The 19,690-nt window shown below is 59.9% G+C and carries 18 protein-coding genes and 1 tRNA gene; 3 read left to right on the top strand and 16 right to left on the bottom strand.

What is annotated here, in order from left to right; translation table 11 throughout:
- Positions 1-130: 130 nt before the first annotated feature.
- On the top strand, positions 131-1,297 hold the full coding sequence (locus AC3E6W_RS06235; RefSeq protein WP_294647143.1) for an arsenate reductase/protein-tyrosine-phosphatase family protein: 1,167 nt from the start codon (positions 131-133) through the stop codon (positions 1,295-1,297).
- 106 nt (positions 1,298-1,403) lie between these two features.
- Here the strand turns inward: AC3E6W_RS06235 and AC3E6W_RS06230 are convergent, their stop codons facing one another.
- From AC3E6W_RS06230 to AC3E6W_RS06220, 3 genes are all read right to left on the bottom strand, one after another.
- Entirely contained in the window at positions 1,404-2,384 is a 981-nt protein-coding gene (locus tag AC3E6W_RS06230) for a ribose-phosphate diphosphokinase (RefSeq protein ID WP_012904032.1), read from the bottom strand.
- A gap of 20 nt (positions 2,385-2,404) precedes the next feature.
- Complete coding sequence (glmU, locus tag AC3E6W_RS06225) at positions 2,405-3,859, bottom strand: bifunctional UDP-N-acetylglucosamine diphosphorylase/glucosamine-1-phosphate N-acetyltransferase GlmU (RefSeq protein ID WP_490652611.1); 1,455 nt, start codon at positions 3,857-3,859, stop codon at positions 2,405-2,407.
- An 88-nt stretch (positions 3,860-3,947) separates the two neighbouring features.
- Positions 3,948-4,018 (bottom strand) — tRNA-Gln (locus AC3E6W_RS06220).
- Between the two features lie 253 nt (positions 4,019-4,271).
- Here AC3E6W_RS06220 and AC3E6W_RS06215 point away from each other — a divergent pair.
- Positions 4,272-6,116, top strand: a complete 1,845-nt coding sequence (locus tag AC3E6W_RS06215) for an ABC-F family ATP-binding cassette domain-containing protein (protein ID WP_490652610.1) — start codon at positions 4,272-4,274, stop codon at positions 6,114-6,116.
- An 86-nt stretch (positions 6,117-6,202) separates the two neighbouring features.
- Here AC3E6W_RS06215 and AC3E6W_RS06210 read toward each other — a convergent pair whose 3' ends face one another.
- The 10 genes from AC3E6W_RS06210 to rsmI all read right to left on the bottom strand — a co-directional run bounded on the left by AC3E6W_RS06210 (position 6,203) and on the right by rsmI (position 15,035).
- Positions 6,203-6,529, bottom strand: a complete 327-nt coding sequence (locus AC3E6W_RS06210) for a glycosyltransferase (RefSeq protein ID WP_306539441.1) — start codon at positions 6,527-6,529, stop codon at positions 6,203-6,205.
- A complete protein-coding gene (locus tag AC3E6W_RS06205) occupies positions 6,526-6,771 on the bottom strand; it encodes a glycosyltransferase (RefSeq protein WP_049343026.1) in 246 nt (81 codons plus the stop codon). The genes AC3E6W_RS06210 and AC3E6W_RS06205 overlap by 4 nt, the downstream gene beginning before the upstream one ends.
- 1 nt (position 6,772) lies before the next feature.
- Positions 6,773-7,270, bottom strand: coding sequence for a hypothetical protein (locus AC3E6W_RS06200; protein ID WP_490652609.1), 498 nt, complete (start codon positions 7,268-7,270; stop codon positions 6,773-6,775).
- A 197-nt stretch (positions 7,271-7,467) separates the two neighbouring features.
- The gene (locus AC3E6W_RS06195) at positions 7,468-8,475 is read right to left on the bottom strand and encodes a 4-(cytidine 5'-diphospho)-2-C-methyl-D-erythritol kinase (RefSeq protein ID WP_490652608.1); all 1,008 of its coding nucleotides are present in this window, start codon (positions 8,473-8,475) and stop codon (positions 7,468-7,470) included.
- Positions 8,476-8,543: 68 nt separating this feature from the next.
- A complete protein-coding gene (rsmA, locus tag AC3E6W_RS06190) occupies positions 8,544-9,416 on the bottom strand; it encodes a 16S rRNA (adenine(1518)-N(6)/adenine(1519)-N(6))-dimethyltransferase RsmA (protein ID WP_049332986.1) in 873 nt (290 codons plus the stop codon).
- 45 nt (positions 9,417-9,461) lie between these two features.
- Positions 9,462-10,283 (bottom strand): glycosyltransferase family 25 protein, encoded by an 822-nt coding sequence (locus AC3E6W_RS06185; RefSeq protein ID WP_314081176.1) that lies wholly within the window; start codon positions 10,281-10,283, stop codon positions 9,462-9,464.
- Between the two features lie 401 nt (positions 10,284-10,684).
- Positions 10,685-11,506: a glycosyltransferase family 25 protein gene (locus AC3E6W_RS06180; protein ID WP_490652607.1), complete on the bottom strand. Its 822-nt coding sequence runs from the start codon at positions 11,504-11,506 to the stop codon at positions 10,685-10,687.
- 333 nt (positions 11,507-11,839) lie between these two features.
- Positions 11,840-12,667 carry a glycosyltransferase family 25 protein gene (locus tag AC3E6W_RS06175; protein ID WP_070648865.1) on the bottom strand — a complete coding sequence of 276 codons (828 nt, stop codon included), beginning with the start codon at positions 12,665-12,667 and terminating at the stop codon, positions 11,840-11,842.
- 241 nt (positions 12,668-12,908) lie between these two features.
- Positions 12,909-13,982: a TatD family hydrolase gene (locus AC3E6W_RS06170; RefSeq protein WP_490652606.1), complete on the bottom strand. Its 1,074-nt coding sequence runs from the start codon at positions 13,980-13,982 to the stop codon at positions 12,909-12,911.
- A gap of 114 nt (positions 13,983-14,096) precedes the next feature.
- Positions 14,097-15,035, bottom strand: a complete 939-nt coding sequence (gene rsmI / locus AC3E6W_RS06165; protein WP_314555558.1) for a 16S rRNA (cytidine(1402)-2'-O)-methyltransferase — start codon at positions 15,033-15,035, stop codon at positions 14,097-14,099.
- Positions 15,036-15,207: 172 nt separating this feature from the next.
- Between rsmI and AC3E6W_RS06160 the strand changes: the two genes are divergently transcribed.
- Positions 15,208-16,839, top strand: a complete 1,632-nt coding sequence (locus AC3E6W_RS06160; protein ID WP_490652604.1) for a dolichyl-phosphate-mannose--protein mannosyltransferase — start codon at positions 15,208-15,210, stop codon at positions 16,837-16,839.
- Positions 16,840-16,959: 120 nt separating this feature from the next.
- Here the strand turns inward: AC3E6W_RS06160 and AC3E6W_RS06155 are convergent, their stop codons facing one another.
- The 3 genes from AC3E6W_RS06155 to AC3E6W_RS06145 all read right to left on the bottom strand — a co-directional run bounded on the left by AC3E6W_RS06155 (position 16,960) and on the right by AC3E6W_RS06145 (position 19,124).
- A complete protein-coding gene (locus AC3E6W_RS06155) occupies positions 16,960-18,330 on the bottom strand; it encodes a TIGR01906 family membrane protein (RefSeq protein WP_371556194.1) in 1,371 nt (456 codons plus the stop codon).
- Positions 18,331-18,465: 135 nt separating this feature from the next.
- Positions 18,466-18,690, bottom strand: a complete 225-nt coding sequence (locus AC3E6W_RS06150) for a DUF3499 family protein (RefSeq protein ID WP_049333002.1) — start codon at positions 18,688-18,690, stop codon at positions 18,466-18,468.
- Between the two features lie 20 nt (positions 18,691-18,710).
- Positions 18,711-19,124, bottom strand: coding sequence for a WhiB family transcriptional regulator (locus tag AC3E6W_RS06145; RefSeq protein WP_083313072.1), 414 nt, complete (start codon positions 19,122-19,124; stop codon positions 18,711-18,713).
- Positions 19,125-19,690 lie beyond the last annotated feature (566 nt).

The following is a 19,690-nucleotide window of genomic DNA, read 5'->3' as shown; positions in this document are numbered from 1 at the left end:
CCACACTCGAGATTCAGAAACCTTTGAAGAGTCAAGCAACTCGGTATGATAGATACTATTCGTTCAACTTCACCCGACACTTCCGGCTTCCCTGTTCACCGTTGGGTATGTTCAAGAGAAAAGGCTTTTGATGGGCATCTTCAACATCAAGTCCTTGAAGGACAAGTACACCCGGGGCTCCGCAGAGGAGATCACCGACTCCTCCAAGGCCCCCGAAACCACCGCGACTACTGCGCCGGCATCCGCCCCCTCCATTGCGGAAGGGGTCCGCTCACTGATCCAGAACAACCCCGACCTGGCAGGCAAGAACCGCCGCGGTGCCGCCCAGCGCTCCATGGTCCCTTCGGGTTCGCTCCGCGAAGTCATGGGCGAGTATGAGGCTCACTCCCCCGCCGAGGTCGCCGCTCAGACGCCCCTTCCCAAGGCATCCGAGCCTTCCCGCGCCGAAGAAATCTCTGAGGACGGCACCGTCACCATTGATGCGCAGCCGCTGAACCTCACCGAAACCTCGGGTACCGCCGCCGATATCCTCCCCCTGGACGAACCGTCTGCAGAGGGCTCCTCCTCACGCTCCGTTCACGTCGAGGAACACCACGCACCCACCGTCGCTTCGGGTGTTCTGGCCGACACCGCAGAAGAGCCCGCTCCGACAGCCCTCGCGGCACGTGAGGAGACCGCAAGCGCCCCGCAGGGGGAACGCGAACGCACCCCGCTGTTCAAGCTCTCCCCCGGCACCTTCACCCGTAGCGGCGCCCACGACACCGACGGCCCCTTCCAGGCGCTCTTCGTGTGCACCGGCAACATTGCCCGCAGCGCCTCCGGCGAGGTTATTTCCAAGCACCTGGCCGCAGAGTACGGGCTGGAGGACAAGTGGACCTTCGCCAGCGCCGGTACCGGCGCGCTGGTCGGTCAGGGCGTGTACGAGCTCATCGCCAACGAGCTCATCGAGCGTGGCTACAACCCCGAGGGTTTCGCCTCCCGTCAGCTGACCGAGGAGATCATTAAGAACGCGACCATCATCCTGGTCGCGGAGAAGGTGCACGCCGACTGGATCGTGCGCGAGTGGCCCCAGTACCACTCCAAGATCGTGCTGCTCAAGCAGGCTGCTCGCCTTCGTGAGGAAGCGCGCCGTGCCGAGCCGCTCTCCTACCTCTACTCCTACGGTGGCACTCCCCTCGCGAGCGATAAGCTCGAGGACCCCTACCGTCGAGGCCCGGCCGCCGCGAAGAAGGCCGTAGACGAGGTTGAAGAGTCGCTACGCGTGATTCTGCCGTGGCTGGCGCGAGCCCACCGCTAAATCTCCGCAATACAGAATCTGCAGGGGTCTGTCCCTTCAGAAACGTAGAAAATCCCCCGCTACCACAACCGTGGTAGCGGGGGATTTTCTACAGCCTATTCAAGCCCTAGTGATCGAAAATCTCGGTCACGGAGCCCTCGTCAAAGACCTCGCGAATAGCGCGAGCGATGAGGGGCGCGATGGAGAGAACGGTCAGGTTCTCGAAGCGCTTTTCCTCCGGGACGGGCAGGGTGTTGGTCACCACGACCTCGACCGCGCCGCACTCGGACAGACGCTCAACGGCGGGATCGGAAAGAACCGGGTGGGTTGCCGCGATGATAACTTCCTTCGCACCCTTATCCATGAGGACCTTCACGGCGCCGGCGATGGTTCCGCCGGTGTCAATCATGTCGTCAATCAGCACGCAGGTGCGGCCCTCAACGTTACCCACAACGGTCTTGGAGACCGCGTGGTTCGGAACGTTGATGTCTCGGGTCTTGTGCACGAAGGCCAGGGGTGCGCCGTTCAGCAGGGTGGCCCAGTGCTCGGCCACGCGCACACGACCGGTGTCCGGGGACACCACGGTCACGTTCGACAGGTCCTCAACGCGCTCGCGGATGTGCTTAGCCAGCACCGGAATTGCGAAGAGGTGGTCCAGCGGGCCGTCGAAGAAGCCCTGAATCTGCGAGGTGTGCAGATCGACGCACATCAGGCGATCCGCGCCGGCGGTCTTGTACAGGTCAGAAATCAGGCGAGCCGAGATGGGTTCGCGGCCCTTGTGCTTCTTGTCCTGACGAGCGTAGGGGTAGAACGGGGACACCACGGTAATGGAGCGAGCGGAGGCACGCTTGAGCGCATCAATCATGATGAGCTGCTCCATGAGCCACTCGTTAATCGGTGCCGGGTGCGACTGAATCACGAATGCGTCCGCACCGCGCACAGACTCCTCAAAACGGACGTAGGTCTCGCCGTTGGCGAAGGTATATGCGGAGGTGGGCAACAGGTCGTGGTCAAGGGCCTGCGCAATCTCCTCGGCGAGCTTGGGGTGTGCTCGACCGGAGACCACTACAAGCTTGCGCTCACCGGGGTTGGTAATCTCGCTACTCATGGTGTTGTTCTTTCCTCGGATTAGGATTCTGCCGGTTCCTGTGCGCCCGCGGCCTTTGCAGCCTCAGCGGGTTCGGTACCGGCACGGTTCTTCAGAACCCAGCCCTCGATGGTGCGCTGGGAAGTCTCAGAGTAGGCGAGGGCGCCCGCAGGAACATTCTTGCGGATCAGCGCGCCCGCGCCGGAGTAGGCACCGTCACCCACGGTGACCGGTGCAACGTAGATGCCCGCGGATCCCATGCGGGCATGTGCGCCAATAACAGAACGGTTCTTCACCAGGCCGTTGTAGTTGGCGAAAATGGAACCCGCACCAATGTTGGCGCCCTCACCGATGGTGGCGTCGCCAACGTAGGACAGGTGCGGAACCTTCGCGCCGTCACCAATCTGCGAGTTCTTGGCCTCGCAGAAGGTGCCGAGCTTCGAGCCCTTACCCAGGGTCGTACCGGGGCGCAGGTAGGCGAAGGGGCCGACGGTTGCGCCCTCGCCAATCACGGCGCCGAAGCCGTGAGCGCGGATGACGGTAGCGTCTGCCTCAACGGTCATATCGGTCAGGGTGGTGTCGGGGCCAATGGTTGCGCCGGTGGCAACGGTGGTGGAGCCGTGCAGCTGCACGCCGGGCAGGAGGGTCACGTCATTCTCGATGCGCACGGTCACGTCAATCCAGGTGTTCTGCGGATCGACGATGGTCACGCCGCTACGCATGTGAGCCTCGAGGATGCGGTTGTTGAGCATACGGCCCAACTGAGCCAGCTGCACACGGTCGTTGGCACCCTCAACCTCCCAGCGGTCCTCAATGGCCAGGGCGGAGGTACGGTGGCCCTTCGAACGGGCGATGGACAGCACATCGGTAATGTACTTCTCGCCCTGAGCGTTATCGGTGGTCACCTCAAGCAGGGCTTCGCGCAGCACGGCAGCGTCAAAGGCGTAGATACCGGAGTTGATCTCGGTAATCTCGAGCTCTTCGGGGGAGGCGTCCTTCGCCTCGACGATGGCGGTCACCTCGCCAGCCTGGTTACGCACGATACGGCCGTAGGAGCCGGGCTCATCAATGTGGGTGGTCAGGACAGTTACGGAGTTCTTGTCTTCCTCGTGGAAGGCAATCAGTTCGCGCAGAGTCTCGGGGCGCAGCAGAGGAACATCGCCGTAGGTCACCAGCACGGTACCCGAGACGGGGGCCTGCGCATCCAAGGCATTCAGACCGACCTCAACCGCACGACCAGTACCCGGAATCTCATCCTGATCAACGATGGTTACCTCAGGGTCAAACGCAAGCACATGCTCAGCAACCTTATCGCGCTGGTGGCGTACCACAACAGCGAGGCGCTCGGGGTTCAGATCGCGCGCAGCAGCGACAGCGTGCTCAATCATGGATCGACCACCAATGCCGTGCATGACCTTGGGGGTTGCGGACTTCATGCGCGTGCCAGCGCCGGCGGCGAGAACAATCACCGCGGAGGGTGCCAGTTCAGTGTTCACTGAGAAGACTCCTTATACGAGGTTGTAAGAGTGAGAGGTGAGCGCGGAACCGCCGACTCTCATTCAACGATTCCGTTGAGTGCTTACGCTCCGCCACTAGGACTCGAACCTAGACAAACGGCTCCAAAGGCCGCTGTGCTGCCATTACACCATGGCGGATTATTCCCGTGCCGGTGCGGGTACCGCCTCTGGTGGCAGTCGCCATTCACTACCCTAATTTTGGGCAGAGAACAGCGCCGTGCAGGAAATGCTTCCCTCAGTTTATCAAATATCCGCCGTGGGCTCGCCCCACGCACGGCGCAAACGCGGGCTTTCGACGGGTACTTCAGCTATCTTTTCAAACCTTCAACCGTTCCCCCATCGATTACCTCACCGGCACCTGAAAATACCCTCACCCTGTACCCTAGAAGGCGTGGCACATTTACTAGGCGGCGAATCGCTGCATCTTGAGTTTCCTACCCGAACCATTTTCGAGGGCATCACGGTCGGCCTGAACGAGGGCGACCGCATCGGCATTGTCGGCCGTAACGGCGACGGCAAATCCACCCTCATGAAGATTCTGGCCGGCCGGCTCGAACCGGACTCCGGCCGCGTCACCGTGCGCGGCGGCACCCGCATCGGCTACCTGGATCAGTCCGATGTTCTCGACGACGACCACACCGTCGGCTACGCGATTGTGGGCGACACCCCCGAATACGAGTGGGCCTCGCAGGCTCGCATCCGCGACGTCATCTCGGGCCTGGTCTCCGACCTGCCCTGGGATGCGCAGGTCTCGTCCCTCTCCGGCGGTCAGCGCCGACGCGTAGCGCTCGCCTCCCTGCTCGCGCAGGAGTGGGACGTGCTCATGCTCGACGAGCCCACCAACCATCTGGACGTCGAGGCCATCACCTGGCTCGCCGGCCACCTGAAGTCCCGCTGGTCGAAGAACGCCGGAGGCCTCATGGTCGTTACCCACGACCGCTGGTTCCTCGATGAAATCTGCACCGACACCTGGGAGGTGCACGACCGCATCGTCGAGCCCTTCGAGGGCGGCTACGCTGCGTACATCCTGCAGCGCGTTGAGCGTGACCGTCAGGCAGCCGCGGCTGAGGCTAAGCGCCAGAACCTGATGCGCAAGGAGCTCGCGTGGCTGCGCCGTGGCGCCCCCGCGCGTACCTCCAAGCCGAAGTTCCGCATCGACGCGGCCAACGCCCTCATTGCGGACGTTCCGCCCGTGCGCGACACCGTGGAGCTGAAGAAGATGGCGGTCTCCCGCCTCGGCAAGGACGTGGTGGACCTCGAGAACGTCTCGGTCACCTACGACGACCCCTCCCTACCAGGCGGCAAGCGCCCCGTTCTGAAGAAGGTCACCTGGCGTATTGCCCCCGGTGAGCGCACCGGAATCCTGGGCGTGAACGGTGCGGGCAAGTCCACCCTGCTTTCGCTGGTGACCGGCGACCTGAAACCGACCGAGGGACGCGTCAAGCACGGCAAGACCGTGAAGATTTCGACCCTCACCCAGCAGCTGGACGAGCTGAAGGAGGTCGAGAACGACCGCGTCTCCGACGTGATCGGCCGTAAGAAGCGCAGCTACATTGCCGACGGCAAGGAGCTCTCCCCCTCGCAGATGCTCGAGCGTCTAGGCTTCACCAGCGCTCAGCTCTCCACCCCCGTCAAGGACCTTTCGGGTGGTCAGAAGCGTCGCCTGCAGCTGATGCTGATTCTGCTGGACGAGCCGAACGTGCTGATTCTCGACGAGCCCTCCAATGACCTGGACACCGATATGCTCGCGGCCATGGAGGATCTGCTGGATACCTGGCCGGGCACCCTGCTGGTGGTCAGCCACGACCGCTACCTCATGGAACGCGTGACCGATCAGCAGTACGCCGTGATTGACGGTTCGTTCCGCCACCTGCCCGGCGGTGTGGACGAGTATTTGGCACTCTCGGCGGCCGGTGCTGGCGGCTCTGCGGCAGGTAGCGCGCAGGCACGTGCCGCCGCCCCGACCCAGAAGGCTTCGACGCAGGAGGCTGAGGCATCCGCTAAGCCAAAGGTTTCCGGTGCCGAGCTGCGTGCGGCGCAGAAGGAATCCGGTGCGATTGAGCGTCGCCTCGCCAAGCTCGCTACAGAGCAGGAGAAGCTCTCCGAGCAGATGAGCGCGCACGATGCCTCCGACTACGCCGGTTTGGCGGCGCTCGGCGAGCAGCAGCAGGCACTTCAGGATGAGATTGACGAGCTGGAGATGCGCTGGCTCGAACTCTCCGAGCTGCTGGGCTAACGCCTACTGATATAAGGAATGCCGGTTCTAGATTCAATCTAGAACCGGCATTTGCGCATATATTCAGTTCTCCGTTACAGCAGCTACTAACGGTGAATAGATTCGAAAAGCTTTTCCCAACGCCGAACAACATCTTCGGGAGAGAAAGTACGAGACTTTTCAAGACACAAAGCAGACTTTTGAGCCCGCAATTCAGCATCGCTCATAGCCAGACGCATTTGCTCTTGTAGGGCTTCAACGCTGGGTTCCTCAGCAAGGTACCCCACTTCAGGCACCATCTCTCGAAGCGCCCACGAGGAAGGATAGGAAATGAGAGGAGTTCCTACCTGCATAGCATCCAAGAAAGACGTTGGAAGACCTTCGAAATCCGATGCCATAACAGCTAGAGAACTCTCAGCAAAATGCTCAATCACTTCCTCTGCATTGAGCCCCCCCCCAGTTCAACACGCTGAGCGGTTTCTGGATCAAGCTGAGCTAGGTATTTCTCAACGGCGAGGATTTCCTCTTCCAAGCCGTTACCGTTAATACGCAATACCCATTCAGGGAAATCAGCAGCACACGCAGCAAAACTTTCGAGGATACGATTCAGGCCTTTTTCAGGTCCATACCGTCCTACAAATTGGATAACGGGCTTCTTCTCCCCCAGACGCTCCATCTCAGAGATTTCTTCCGAAAGAGGTAATAGGGTTATGAACAGCATCTACAGGGCGGTTCAGCCACTGAGCAAACAGCGTAGCGTCGCCCTCAGATAGCGCTACAAATAAGTCATAAGACGCAGCGACCTTACGGAGAGTCTTTTCCTCATCCAAACGATAGGTACTGTTGTAGCCACTATGAAATTCGTGGATGTACCCGAGGCCCTTTTTAGAATCGGATTGAGCGTACTTCGCCATGTAATCTGCAGTCTTCGCCATAGACGTCAAAACAACAGTATCTTTACCGAAAGACCGCAGGTAGCGGCGGGTCCGGAAAGTGTTATAGCAATCCCACAGGACCGTAAAACACTTCTTAACCGCCAATGCAGCTCCCAGAGGACCGGGATTGGTGTACACCAGTCGGTTATGGGTTGTCTTATTCACCAAAGGACCCAAATTAACCACAAAATCCGGCTCAATAGCGTCCGGATGACCGGCGGTATTGTCGAAGAGTGCCATATAACTGACGTTGTACCCGGCCTCGTCAAAGGCACGCCCCAGAAGCTTATTGACGGTACTAATACCGCCCAGAATGCTATAACGATCCTGCGCAATAATAATGTTTTTAACTTTCCTCCATACTCCCCCTTTTTATAGATAGTAGATAGCAGATAGCGGAAGCGAATGAATATTAGTTTGTATATATGTGTCAAATACTAATGATGCAGAATCGCACTAACCGCGCTCACAACGTGGTTGCCCGCAGCGCGAAGAGTGGAGGCAAGAGCCTCCGCCCGAGCCTGCGAAGAAGTCAGCAGAAGCACCGTCGGACCGGAACCGGACACCAGGGAGGCGTACACGCCCTCGCTCTCGCGCAGGTTCAGCGTCTGCTCCAGCTGCGGGGCGCACGAAAGTGCGGGAGCCTGCAAATCATTACGCAACAGCGACGCCAAGGAGGCGAGCGCCGCCTCCGAACCGTCATAAGAATTCAGGGCTTCCAGAAGCTCTACGGGTTCTAGCAGCTCGCCGGAGGCGGGATACTCACCGGCGGCACGGCCCGCGTCCAGCTGCTTGAATACACTGGGGGTGGAGAGGCCAAACTGTGCGGCGACAATCACCAGGTGCAGGGGCTCCCGAGGCGCCGCAACGTTCTGAAGCTCGGTGCCTGTCCCCTGCCCCAGGGCGAGGGTCTGCCCCAGCGCGGCACGCACGCTGAAGGGGATATCGGCGCCCAGCTGCGCGGCAAGACGTTCATAATCCGTCTGGGTCAGTTGCGCGCCGGTGCGGCCGGTTGCGTGCAGGTAGCGGTCCGTGGCGATGAGAGCCGCCGCCGCATCCGCTGAGCCGCCCGCCATACCGCCTGCCACGGGCACAGCCTTCGCAATATGCAGGTGCAGCGCCGGGGCAGGTTCAATACCGTGCTCCGCAAGAATCAGCGCAGCGGCACGATACACGAGGTTCCGCTCATCCATCGGCACAGCGGCAGGGTCGAACTGCCCCGCCTGCATCCGCTGATCTACCAGGGAGCCGGGCACAATATCCATGCTCAAGCTCAGCCCCGGTGCCTGCCCCTCAGAGACCGTGATGGTCTCCATCAAAGAGACCGCCGCAAAAAGCGTAGTCAACGGGTGGTAGCCGTCCGGACGGACATCCCCCACGGCAAGGTACAGATTGACCTTGCCGGGAGCATCAACCGAAATAGCGACCTGGGAGGCGGTACTCATCAGCGCATACACCTTTCGCGCGGGAACTCGCGTGAGAACGTCAGTGAAAAATTTAGAGCGGGAAGAAGCTACTCCGCTACAGGCTCAGCCGGGACAGTCAGCGAAGCCTCCGCAATGCGGATAAAGCCGTGAATATCCAGCTTCTCACCGCGTTCCGTCGGAGCGATACCGGCAGCCACCAAAATCTGCTCTGCACGCGCACCCGAGCCCGCCCAGGAGCTCAGCGCAGCGCGCAGAGTCTTACGGCGCTGAGCGAAAGCGGCGTCCACAATCGTGAACACCAGGTCGCGGTCAACGGTCGAGAGAGGCTCCTCGCGCATACGGAAACCCACCAGGCCCGAGTTAATCTTCGGTGCAGGCCAGAACACGTTCTTGCCAATCACGCCCGCCTTATACACCTCGGCATACCAATTAGCCTTCACCGAGGGTACACCGTAGATCTTCGAGCCCGGGGTCGCCGAAAGACGGTCGGCAACCTCGTCCTGAACCATCACCAGGGCGTGACGAATGCTCGGGAACTGCGCAAACAGGTGCAGGAGCACCGGAACCGCCACGTTATACGGCAGGTTCGCCACCAGAGCATCCGGAGTGCGAGGCAGCTCGGTGACCTTCAGAGCGTCCATAAGCACCACGTCAATATCGCCCGCCTTCTCGGGGCGGAACTTCTCAATCGTGTGCGGAAGCTGCTGCGCCAGCGGCGGGTCAATCTCAACCGCAACCATATCCTTCGCAGCATCCAGGATGCCGAGGGTCAACGAACCCAAACCCGGGCCAACCTCCAACACCGTCTCCTCCGGTGAAATCTCTGCCGCGTTGACAATACGACGAATCGTATTGGGGTCAATCACAAAGTTCTGCCCAAGAGTCTTCGTCGGACGAATACCGAGCATCTCGGCAAGCTCGCGAATCTCAGCAGGGCCGAGCAGGGGCAGATCGTTCACAGCGTTCCTTCACATAGGTGGATGGTGGGGAGGTTACAGTTTAGATTACCGCGAGAAACGCTGCTTTACCTCATCAAGAGTGGCTTCCAGAACGTTCTTAGCGTTCGTAATACGCTTCTTCGGAGCCAAAGCAATACGCACTCGATCCAGAGGACCAGTACCGTGCTGGAGACTATTCACCTTATCCAGATGACGCTTGCCAGATTCCAAGATGACGCTACTACCCTCCCAGCCGCACAGGCCCGGCTGCACAAAACGCACATCCACACCCCACTGCTGGTACAGCTTGTAATCATCAGCCACAGTACCCGGCACCTTATCCTCAAACTGCTTAAGCAGCAGCTCAGCACCCGAACGGGAAATCAAATACAAGCCAGTGCAAATCAGAGGCCACGTACCGTACGGCTTACCCATACGGTACTTACCGTGCACAAAAGGAGACAGCAGGGACAGGCGGATGTATTCCACCTGCGGGTTCAGCTTGCCGGCATCATTCGCAAAAGAATCGCTAAGGTTCACCAGCTGCACCTGCGGGTACTTCGTGATGATTGCATTCACCACCGCCTCAGCATCCGGAGAAAGAAGGATGTCGTCTTCGGCAATCAGCGCCCAATCAGCATCCGACGCAACAAAGTCACGCCACATATTCACATGGCTGAGCATGCAACCCTTCTCCGCAGGGCTAGGGTCACGATGCCAACGGCTACGGAAAAACTCAACGTCAAATTCTTCATCAGCGACGTGATTATCGCGGTTATCCACCGCAGAATAAGGCACAAAATCCTTCGCGGGCGCGCCCACAGAATAAAACGAGTCGAAACGGTTCGCGCCATCCAGGCCCAGAACATACTTCAGAATCTTTGCCATATTTTTTCCTTTCAATAGCTCATCCAGAAAGCCTAAGCAATAGAAGATTGCGTCGGTTATTGGCGAGCTTTCAGAACATCAGACCCCCTGCACGACAGGAAAGTTCATCATCTTAAAAATCGGTGCGTTAATGGCATGAAGTCTGAATATTGAGCGTGTGATAAATACGCACACTACTGTGCAACGTAGAAAAAATTCTATCATTCACCATGCACCAATCTCAGGTGCCCGCAGGTTAAGACGCGGTATAGCACGCGCCGTACCGGTGTACAACAAAAGAATCCCCTCCCTACCGCATATACACGATAGGGAGAGGATAAATGACAGGGCAGAAGATCCACGTATTCACATTTTTATGTGATGACAGTACCCCAATCCATCTGTGGGTTACCGCCTCTGGATTATCGTCCTAGACGCTGCTTCACATCTTCGAGAGTGGCATCCAGAATGTTCTTCGCGTTCGCAATACGCTTCTTCGGCGCCAGGGCGATGCGCAACCGGTCGATAAAACCGGTGCCATGCTGCGTGCTCTTGAGACTTTCCAGGTGACGAACGCCAGAAGTTTGAATGAGGCTGGTGCCTTCCCAACCGCACAGGCCGGGCTGCACCAAATATACGTCCACTCCCCATTCTCGGTAGAGAGAATAATCATCAGCAACAACGCCGGGAACCGTCTCGCCATAACATTCTACGAGTCGTTCAGCTCCAGAACGCGAAAGAAGATACAAGGCTGCACCGTACAGAGGCTTTGAACCATAGGCACGACCCATACGGTACTTGCCGTACACAAAAGGAGCAAGCAACGAAAGACGGGGGTAATCAACCTGCGGGTTGAGCTTGCCAGCTTCAGAAGCGTAGATATCGCCCAGGTTAACCATCTGCACGTGAGGATACTTTTCGATAATCCTCTCCACTACAGGCTGCAGGTCAGGGGAAATGAGGACATCGTCCTCTGCTAGCAAAGCCCAGTCGGCATCTGAAGCGAGGAAGTCCTTCCACATGTGGTAGTGGCTCAAAGCGCAACCCTTTTCGGCAGGCCTCGGCTCTTTACCGTAACGAGCCAAGAACAGCTTGCTATCGAATTGTGCATCAGTGACGTGATCATCACGGTTATCCACCGCAGAATAACGCTGAAAACCTTGAGCGGGTGCCCCCACCGAGAAGAAAGAATCAAACCGGTTAGCGCCGTCCAGTCCCAGAACGTATTTCAGAATTTTTGCCATGAATTTCCCTTTGCTGTGGCACACCCATACAGTCCTAATCTGAAACGACAGAAGCCATGCATGAGTGCCGAGTATTGACTTGGCACCGACAAACACAGAGCACGCCGAAAATATGCGCGCACGATAACAAATTGCCTAGTCAGTGAGTGATGAATCGTATGTATAAAAATACCCTATCACTCATGTGAAGATAGTACCCGGGAATTGGCGTGCGGCACCCTGTTATGTCTCGCACGTTACGCGATACCTCACGCGCTAAAGCTGAAAATAGCTACACAAAAGCTCCCCTCTGCCATATATGTGACAAAGAGGAGCTTTCTCAAAGAGGCTTAGTTATTTTGCCTTACCCAGGCGCTGCTTCACCTCATCAAGAGTGGCATCCAGAGCGTTCTTAGCATTCACCAAACGCATCTTCGGAGCCAACGCAATACGCACTCGATCCAGAGCGCTCGAACCCTTCTGATTCTCAGCCAGCATCTCCAGGTGGCTCTTACCGGAATCCAGGATCACGCTACTACCCTCCCAGCCGCACAGGCCAGGCTGCACAAAACGCACATCCACACCCCACTGCTGGTACAGCTTGTAATCATCAGCCACAGTACCCGGCACCTTATCCTCAAACTGCTTAAGCAGCAGCTCAGCACCCGAACGAGAAATAAGGTACAGACCCGTGCAGCCCAGGCGGGTCGAACCGTACGGCCTACCCATACGGTACTTACCGTGCACAAAAGGAGACAGCAGAGACAGACGAATATAATCCAGGCGCGGGTTCATAGTGCCCGCCTTGAACGAGTACGCATCGCACAGGTTCACCAGCTGAACCTGCGGGTATTTGGTGATGATCGCGTTCACGACTGCCTCAGCATCCGGAGAAATAAGGATGTCGTCCTCAGCAATCAGAGCCCAGTCAGCATCCGAGGCAACGAAGTCCTCCCACATCTTCACGTGGCTGAGCATGCAGCCACGCTCTGCCGGGGTGGGGTCACGATGCCAGCGGCTACGGAAAAGCTCAACATCAAATTCGTCATCGGTCACGTGGTTATCGCGGTTATCAACCGCAGAATAAGGCACGAAATCCTTCGCGGGCGCGCCCACCGAATAGAACGATTCAAAACGGTTCGCACCATCCAGGCCCAGAACATACTTCAGAATCTTTGCCATAGTGTCCTCCTAAGGCACCAGTCACCGGGTGCCAAACATATAAATCTCGTAGGGACGTTTGCAGCACCAATTTTGAACACGCTATTGAGGCACTATACATACCTAAATACTGCAAATCAGATCATGGCATAGCTGTTTGAGTGAATTGATGATAGTCGCTACAGTCTAGCACGCAGACACGCGCCGCGAGGCGACCCAGGGTAAGCAACCCAGAGTAGCTATCCGTACAGGCTGTACGCACCTACCACTGGCCATACACACGCTCCGAATTTTCGCGGATGAGGCGACATAGTGCTTCCAGCTCCTCACCGCGGTGAGCAGCCATAAAACGCACCGTGTAGTTTGTCATGTACGACGCGTTCGGGCGACCGCGGAAAGGATGCGGGGTCAAAAACGGCGCATCCGTCTCAGCCAGAATCAGCTCCGGGCGAGCCATGGCTAGCGATTCCTGAATACCCTTCGAATTTTTGAAGGTGACCGTGCCCGAGAAGCTCATGTACCAGCCGCGCTCGTTACAGATTTCGGCCAGCTCGGGCCCGCCCGAGTAGCAGTGGAACACGGTCCGCTCCGGCGCGCCCTCCTCGTCCAGGATGCGCACGACGTCCTCGTGGGCGTCACGGTCGTGAATCTGCAGTGCCAGGTTGTGTTTCTTCGCCAGGCGGATGTGCTCGCGGAAGCTGTAGTGCTGCGCCTCCTTACCCTCATCTCCGGTGCGGAAGTAGTCCAGGCCGGTCTCACCGATGGCGCGCACGCGGTCGGCAGCGGCCAGGCGGTCCAGGGTTGCCAGCGCTTCGTCGAGGGTTCCGGCCTGCGCCAGCTCGGGCGCGGTGTTCGGGTGAATCGCGACGGCTGCGAGCACACGCTCATCGGCCTGGGCGGCGGCGACGGCGTAGAGGGAGGAGGGAATATCGCATCCGACCTGCACGATGGCGCCGATGCCGAGCTTCTCACCGGTGTCGAGCGCATCGCGGGCGCTGATTTCTACCTCGCCGTCGAGCAGGTCCATGTGGGTGTGGTTGTCCACGATGGGGTAGGGCAGCGGCTCGGGGGCGGGCGGGAAGAGCAGGTTACGGCTGCGTCCGTTCTCACCGGTCGTGGAGCGGCGGCGGGTGCCCTCCCCTCCCTCGGCGTCGCTAATACCCACGTAGAGCTCCGCCTCGTAGGGGGCGGGGATTTCGCCGGGCACGATGCTCCAGCCCTGCGGCAGCACGGTTCCCTCCAGTTGTGCGGGGGTGGGCAGGGTATACCCCGCCAGGGCTGCGAGGGTGTTCAGGTCCTCCTGGGTGATGGTGTTACCGGTGTGGTTCTGGCACATGGGGAATCCTTCTGTGTGTTTGCGATGCCGCGGGATAGTCCGCGCAGGACAACCCGGGGGGGGCACGCCCCGCGGGGTCACGGCGTCACAGTAATAACTATTCCGGGCGGTTCATTATTCCGAGCGGGCGGCCAGGGCTGCCTCGTACAGCTCGCGCTTGGAGGTGCCGGTCTCGGCGGCCACGGCGGCACAGGCGGCCTTGAGTCGCTCGCCGGCGGCCACACGGTCGAGGACCAGCCGCACGACGTCCTGCGCTTCGGGGGTTTCGGGGGCCTGCGCGCCCTCGACGATAATGACGATCTCGCCGCGAATACGTTCTGACTCAGCCCACTCGGCGAGCTCGGCCAGGGTGCCGCGGCGAACCTCCTCGTGGAGCTTGGTCAGCTCACGGCTGACGGTGCCTCGACGGTCCGCGCCGAAGGTCTGCACAAAGTCAGCGAGGGTCGCGGCGGTGCGGTGCGGGGATTCGTAGAAGATCATGGTGCGTTCCTCCCCCGCCAGCGAGGCGAGGCGACGCGAACGCTCGGAGCCCTTTCGGGCCAGGAACCCTTCGAAGGTGAAGCGGCCGGTGGGCAGGCCGGAGAGCGCGAGCGCGGTCAGCGCGGCGGAGGGGCCGGGCACCACGGTGACGGGCAGGTCCGCCTCGGCAACCGCGGCCGCAGCCACGTAGCCGGGGTCGGAGATGGTTGGCATGCCCGCGTCCGAGAGAAGCAACACGCGCTGGCCATCCTGCACCGCCTGCACGATGGTTGCGCTGCGTCCTTCTTCGTTGTGGTCATGGTTGACGATGACGCGACCGCGGGTGCGCACACCGAGCCCGGAGGCGAGGGTCCGCAGCTTGCGGGTGTCCTCAACGGCGATGAGGTCTGCGGTGGCGAGGGCCGAGCGCAGGCGGTCGGAGGCGTCGGCCAGGTTACCGATGGGGGTGCCGCCGAGGATGAGCACGCCGCCTTCCTCGGAGGTGACGGGCACGTCGGAGTTGGGCGCATCGGCCGTTGAGGGTTCGGAGAGCTCGGCGGATTCTTCGGGGTATTCGGCGGCGGGTGCGGTCATGGCAGGCCTCGTGTCTGTGTCTGGTCTTCGCTTACCACCTAAGTGTAACGCTCGTTTTTTGGGCGGCGGGTGAGGGTAACGCTTTCCCCGCGGCGGGTGCTCCAGGCGTCATATACCCTCGTCACCGGGCGGAAATGGTGCATCATACTGTCTAACCATTTAGGATGGATGGGTGAAGATACCTAAGCTCTCCTCCCCCGAGGCCTCGACCGAGTCGAGCCAGGCCGCCGTCCGCGCAGGACGCTACGGCCTGGATTCCCTGCTCGATGCCCTCGCTGTCGCCTACATCCGGGCCCCGCGCTGGGGCTGGGTGGCTCCCACGCTGATTGTGCTGCTGGCCGGTGTGCTGCGCTTCTACAACTTGGCCCACCCGAACGCCATCGTCTTCGACGAAACCTACTACGCGAAAGATGCCTACTCCTACGTTCACTACGGCTACGAACTGAGCTGGACGAAGGACGCGAACGCATCCTTCGTGGCGGGGCACCCCTCGGGTATCCTGTCGGACTCGCCGGAGTACGTGGTGCATCCGCCGCTGGGCAAATGGATGATTGCCGCCGGCATGGCGATCTTTGGCGATAATAATCCCTTCGGTTGGCGCGTCTCGGCGGCCGTCATCGGTACGCTTTCGGTGGCGCTGATTGCCTACGCAGCGTGGTTGCTCTTCCGTTCCGTAACGGTTTCGACCATCGCGGCGCTGCTGGCCGCTGTGGACGGCCTCATGCTGGTTGAGTCGCGCCTGGCGCTACTCGATATCTTCCAGATGTTCTGGATTCTGGCGACCTTCGTGTGCCTGCTCTTGGACCGCATCCACGCCCGGCGCGTATTGGCCCGCAATATTGCGGAGGCTGCCCGGCAGTACCAGGGGGAGCTCCCTCCGATGTCTTGGGGTCCGGGTATGGGCCTGCGGCTGTGGCGTGTGGCGGCCGGTGTGTGCGCCGGTGCCGCCGTGGGCGTGAAGTGGAACTCTCTCTTCTTTATCGCCGCGATGGGTCTGCTGACGGTTTTCTGGGATATGAATGCCCGCCGCATCGTTGGCCTGCCGAAGTGGGGGCTGATCGCTCTGGTGCGCGATGGCATCCCGGCCTTCGTGCAGATGATTGGTGTGGGTCTGCTGGTGTACCTGAGCACCTGGGCCGGCTGGTTCCAGTCTTCGAATGCGTACTTCCGTCACTGGGCTCAGGAGAACCCGGGCAAGGGCCTTTTGTGGCTCCCGGAGGATTTGCGTTCCCTGTGGGAGTACCACGCCTCCGCTTTCAAGTTCCACTCGGGTCTGAGCACCCCGCACACCTATTCCTCGCAGGCATGGCAGTGGCTGATTCTGGGCCGCCCGACCTCGTACTTCTACGAGTCGCCGAAGCTGGGTTCTGCCGGATGCACGGTAAAGTCATGCTCCGAGGCCATCTTGAACATTGGTAACCCGGCAATCTGGTGGGCGTTTATTCCCGCGATCTTGGTGGGCCTATTCGTGTTCCTGCTCAAGCGGGACTGGCGTTTCGGCGCGCTGCTGCTGGTGTTCGGTGCCGGCTATTTCCCGTGGTTTATGTACCCGACCCGCACGATGTTCTACTTCTACGCGCTGTCCTTCGAGCCGTTCCTGATTCTGCTGCTGGCCGGTGCCCTGGGCCTGTGCCTCTCGGGGGCTCGCGGTTCGGTGGTGAGGGCGCGAGTCGGCGTGACAGTGGTCGTGCTGTACCTGGTGGGTGTGCTCGTGCTGAGCGCGTACTTCATGCCGCTGTGGACAGCTCAGGTCATCCCCTACGAGCAGTGGTACTCGCACATGTGGTTTAAGTCTTGGATTTAGAATCTCGGGCTTAGTCCACGAGGCTTAGTCTGCGGGGCTTAGTCTGCCGACGCCCCAAATACGCGAGGGGGCCGGAACTTATAGTTCCGGCCCCCTCGCTATACGTTCTGGTGCGCGATGCTAGTTCTCGCCCACGCGGGCCGAGGTCAGCTTGACGCGCAGTTCCTGGCGTTCCTGGCGGCGACGCTCCGCCTTAAGCTTGCGATAGGTCGTGGGCCAGGTGCCCACCAGCAGAATCACGATCTGCACGGCCACGATAACCGCCACGGCGATGGCCGCGTCAATCCAGAACTGCGGCGGGTAGAGGCGAATCAGGGTGCTTCGCACCGAGAATTCCCAGTTACCCTGCGGGAAGAACACCTGGTGGAAGGTCGTGAAGAGCCATTCCCAGCCGAAGGCTCCCACGACGCCCAACACCACGATGAGGCCGAGGGTAATCCAGGTGCCGGTGAAGAGGCTACGGCGAATCACCCCGGGGGCGCGCTCGCGCAGCGAGAGGCTGCTGAAGAGCGTGATCAGCACAAATACGGCGACGGCCATCGTGGCGATTAGCAGAACCCACTTCACATCGTGCATGTGGTTGACCTCTGCGTCGGTGAAGGCAAGAGCGTTGTCGGCACCGGTGGTGATGCGCGCGAGGTACTCTCGCGGGGCAAAGTTGTTGATGTAGTCCAGGCCGTAGGAACCCAGGCGCATGCGTTCGATGAGGTAGTAGCCGTAGCTATCCTCGGGGAACCCGGGACGGTGGTACTCGAACCAGAGGAAGGGCGCGGAGGCGACGACGCGAATCGCAATCATCAGCACGCTCAGCGGCACGGCGAGGGCGATGAGCGTGGAACGCAGCCTCAGCAGGCGCGGCTGATCCTGCATGGCGTCCTGGCGTGCCGCGGCGCGTTCCGCAGCCTCGGGTGAGGAGGCGAGCGAAGAGAGCGGCGCGTTGGGGTCGGCGACGGTCCGGTTCTGGCCCGTGCGGGTGGTTTCGGTGCGGTACTTGCGGCTGCTACCCGTGGTGGTTGCGGCCTCGGCGGTGGCGACGCTCGCCGCCTGGGCGGGTGCATCCGCGGCGGGTGCGCTGGAGGCGCTCGCGGGGGTTGTAGCTGTCGCTTCAGCTTCGGCGGCACGCTGCATGGTCTCACGGTTGAGATCGCTGAGCGTGGGGTTCTTGGGGGTGCTCTGAGAGTCACGGACCAGGGGCACGAAACCGGTGGAAACGTTGGTTCGGGTGCGCACGCGCGAACCAACACCCTGCTCGCGCAACTTGCTGCGGGCCGGAACGACGGGAACGGAACCGGTGGGCAGGTCGGGTTCTTCGGCAACGTTCGGAACGTCGGCGGCGATGCGTCCGAAGGCGCCGGTGTTCGGTGCCGGTTCAACAGCCTGACGGTTGGTCTGTCGTTCGGCTTGGCGGGCCTGCAGGAGCTCCTCTGCGTTGGTTCGACGGATGGCCGGGCGCAGGGCTCCCCACATGCCTCGAGGTGTTTCTTTGGTCATGGTCTCGCGTTCTATCGTGAGTGAGTGTCCGTTGAGTGTGTTCGGGCGGGTGAATACTACCTGCCAGTTTCTCACACGCAAAGAACCTTCCGCGGCAATTCGCGGAAGGTTCTTTACATTCTAGTGCTTTAAAGCTTAGCTTTCGGTGTCCACCGCCTGGACAGGTACCTTGTAGACTACGTGCCAGCCCTGCGGTGCGGTGAGTCGGGCGGCGTGCTCGTCGCAGAGGTCGTAGGCGTGAGGGTCACGAAACTCCGAGAGCTCATCGATGGTTGCGGTGGAGTCCGCGTAAGAGTAGTGGAGGGTGACGGTCGCCTCTCGTCGGCAGGTTTGGCGGGAGCACAGTCGCGCAGTCTGCATGTGGGTTGTACCTTCCTGGCTTAGCTCGCCTGCTTGCGTAGTCGGCGGCGTTCTCGTTCTGACAGACCGCCCCAGATGCCGAAGCGCTCGTCATTGTCCATTGCATATTGTAGACACTCTTCGCGTACGGGGCATACACCGCACACCCTTTTGGCGTCCCGGGTGGAGCCGCCCTTTTCGGGGAAGAAGGCTTCGGGGTCGGTCTGGGCGCAGAGCGCTTCGGCTTGCCAGGCGAGCTCTCCGTCGTCTCCTTCGGTTCCGTAGAGTCCAGCGGCGGCAGCCCAAATATCGACGGGGGCGGACTGTCGCCGCTCGGCGTCGGTTAGAAAGGCATCGGCGGCCTGTTCGAGTGATGGTGCAGGGTTCATGCTACGGTGCTGAGCGCCTGATGTGCGTGCCGCGGTTATGCGGTCAGCGGCTAGGTAGGAGCCCATGGGTTTTCCTTCCGTGTTCTCATTGTGAGGATAATGAGTCTGCGGATCCGTCGTGGACGGAATCTTAGTGTGTATGGTGTGGCATGGTTCGCTTCAGCCTCTACGGTCCCCCAAAGCAAACACGCTTATATATCTATTAGACGTGCGACACGCCGTTTCGTCAAACTAGACTTAATGATTATTTAGATGTATATAACGTGACGATTATTTATTGTAATTGCGACTTTTATTTGGTTTGGGAACAAAAATATCGTCTCGCGAACGGCACGAAACCCCTCGTCGGGTTCGTCATCACGCACCTGGTTTCCGGGGCGGTTCCGGGCAGTCGGCTACATTTCGGGGCTCCGGCCCTAATTTTAGAAACCCGCCAATAAATTAAGAGTAGCCATACCTCAGCTATTTTTCGTCCGCACGTTTCCCAATTTATGCAGTTGTGCATATAGGCCCTTACGGACAAAAATTTCACACCCGTAACAAGAAAACTTTACATTAAGCGGTTTTATGACAAGCACTATTTGAAAATATCGCTCCGCGCCGCGTGTTTTTTCTTCTCGTTCCCTGAAAAT

Source organism: Rothia sp. SCPM-O-B-18226 (M350) (assembly GCF_058213595.1).
This window is presented reverse-complemented; position numbering and strand designations above follow the sequence as displayed.